This is a genomic window from Pontibacillus marinus BH030004 = DSM 16465, from assembly GCF_000425225.1.
GTDB classification, from domain to species: domain Bacteria; phylum Bacillota; class Bacilli; order Bacillales; family BH030062; genus Pontibacillus; species Pontibacillus marinus.
Map to the genome: position 1 here is coordinate 1 of NZ_AULJ01000091.1, position 2555 is coordinate 2555.

General features: G+C 31.1%; 3 protein-coding genes. All 3 read left to right on the forward strand.

Features of this window, described 5'->3' with window-relative positions; translation table 11 throughout:
• The first annotated feature begins 210 nt into the window (after positions 1-210).
• The 3 genes from H514_RS0115285 to H514_RS0115295 all read left to right on the forward strand — a co-directional run bounded on the left by H514_RS0115285 (position 211) and on the right by H514_RS0115295 (position 1973).
• On the forward strand, positions 211-759 hold the full coding sequence (locus H514_RS0115285) for a hypothetical protein (RefSeq protein WP_027447740.1): 549 nt from the start codon (positions 211-213) through the stop codon (positions 757-759).
• Positions 760-964: 205 nt separating this feature from the next.
• Positions 965-1354 (forward strand): hypothetical protein, encoded by a 390-nt coding sequence (locus tag H514_RS0115290; protein WP_027447741.1) that lies wholly within the window; start codon positions 965-967, stop codon positions 1352-1354.
• A 178-nt stretch (positions 1355-1532) separates the two neighbouring features.
• Entirely contained in the window at positions 1533-1973 is a 441-nt protein-coding gene (locus H514_RS0115295) for a DUF5412 family protein (RefSeq protein ID WP_233422679.1), read from the forward strand.
• Positions 1974-2555: the final 582 nt, after the last annotated feature.

Genomic DNA, 2555 nt, shown 5'->3' on the forward strand with positions numbered 1-2555 from the left:
AAAGGTATTAATACATACAGTATTCAAATATAGATGGAAAAATCAAATGATATGTGAAAATATATCTCGAGATCAAGTATTCCAGAAACGGGCGCAAACATTGAATAAGGTGTTTGCGCTTTTTTCTTTATAAAAACAAAAGTATAGTTGTCGCATTAAAATATTTTTGAAATAATCCTAAATAAGCTTTTAATTTGAAAGAGGTTATGTATGTTTAAGAATATATGGAAGATAGGCTTTGCGGTAATGCTAGTAATATGTTGTTTGCTGGGTTACTTTTGGTATTCAGAGGTACAACAAAAGCGAACTATGAAAAAAGATATGATACTACATTATGTGCATATGCAAAACGATGTAACTCGTCATTTGGAAGGGGCATTAGAGGACGTTGATGAAGGAGAAAAATTTAAAGAACATATGATAAAACTAGAAAATAAAATACGTAATATATACGGAACAATTGGTAATGCCACTTTTATTGGAAGGCATGCTGATATTCCTTATGTTTATTATAATCTTTATTTTTCAGGGTCAGATATTGTTTATGAAGTTGTAGATAAGCTGCAAAATAACAAATTTTCAGACCAAACCTTGAGTGATTTAAAAGACTATTATAAAAAACAAACTGATTTGACTTCTCAATTGAATATAGATGAATTTGCTAATTATAGTCTAGAAGAATATATGGAAAAGATGGAAGAGGTTAATGATTATATGGATAAGTATGAAGAATGGAGACCTACATATAATAGTAAATAACACACTATAAATTAAGGTTGAAGATCTTGATATCAAGTCTTTCTGATAAGGGCGCTTTTCTGGAATAAGAAAAGCCCTTTTTTATTTGTCTTGATCATAAATATAACAGATTACATGCTGGATATTTATGTTAAAATGTGAGAGGGTTTAGATTTAATGCTCTTCAACTAAAGGCAGTTTAATTGAAGATGAAGGAAGTGATTTTTTGTCAAGTAATTCTGTACTTCCACAGCTTTATTTATTATGTGTTTCAAAAGACGAAGATGGTGCTTTTGCTAAGGTGAATACTGTATTTTCAGAAGAAGAGAAAATAATTCGTTTGGGGATAGACAATTTTACTTACAAAAATTTAAATATAGCAGTATCTACTCGATATTTCGATAAAATGCCAGGATTAGATTACGAGTATAAATTGCTTATTGCATATCGTTGTGACCCCGTAAATAAGGAATTTGCAGGGTACTTTGAATGTATTTTAGGTAAGCAACACAAAACTCTGGAGTTTCCTTGTTCAAAGTCATTCATTGAAAGTATAGAGTGGGTGAGCAAGATTAGAAGTATTGAACAATTAGAACATCTAGAATGGAAAGACTAAATAAAAAATGCAAAAATGATCTTCAACGGGTACGAATATATACCAAGGGTTTTGGGATGGGGGGATTATAATTTTATTTGGACTCTTAATATCTTTTATTACCGTTATATTATTTTTGAGTTTATGTACAAGAATTACAATTTCACTAATTAAAAAGAAACCTATTCCTAAAGGATTATTGATTGCAACTTTGTCTGGAGTTGTTCTGGTTTCTTCAATTTATATATATGAAACATACTTTTTTACATTTAATGATATTGATAGAGAATTCGCTCAAAAAGGACCTGGACCTATAACATCACCTACTGGAGCATATACTGCTAATGCTTATTATGAACTATATGGTGGAGCAGCAGGCGGTGTTAATGTGTGGGTTGAAATTACAAACAACAATGAGAAAACTAAAGTGCAAACCGTTTATTATAGTGATGCAAAAAGTAATATTTCAATAGAGTGGCTGGATGAGGCTACACTGTACATTCTAAATGATTCCCCTGATTATCCAAATTCAAATAGAAGCATCGAATTAGAAATCGGTAAAGAAATTTATCACGAAAACGGTTTAGCTTGTAAAAGTTTGTTAATGAAAGATCAATATGAGACTTGCTACCAAAACTAATGGCTATGTTGTACTAATGGGGGGCTATAGTAGAAGATCTTTATTGCAATTTATCTCGAATTCAAATATTCAGCAAACGGGCGCGTTTGTTTAATAACGCGTCTTTCTTACGGATCAAAAAAAGTAAACTTGAAGGATTTCAAAAAGAGTAACTTGAAATAAAATTAATAGAGGTGAAAACTGATGAAATTCAAATATTATAATGATACTAGAAGAAATGTAAGTATTCATCCGGGAACGAGAGATTAACGGTACTAAGTGTAATATGGAGCATATCAAACCACAAGAAGAAAGATGCCTGAGAATACCTATCCGTGGGTGAAAATGTGGGACAACGGAAAAGATGAAGGATTAAGTACATTGATATCACCCCAAAAAGATAAAGACTAATGTTTCTAAATAGTATTTGATCGAAGTAGCATGGAGTTAGACAAGTAAAGGTATATAATTGAAGAACCAATAGAAATTAGGTGGAAACTTGGTTAAAAAACAAATAGTAAAAGAAAAAACTATTGCTATGATGGAAAAAGAGTTAGATGCACTCCTCAAAGCTAAAGGTTTTTCTAGAAGGAAGAACTCGAC

Bases quoted from the DNA above. Each gene is read 5' to 3' on its own strand.
- H514_RS0115285 (WP_027447740.1), top strand. From the start codon at position 211: ATGTTTAAGAATATATGGAAGATAGGCTTTGCGGTAATGCTAGTAATA.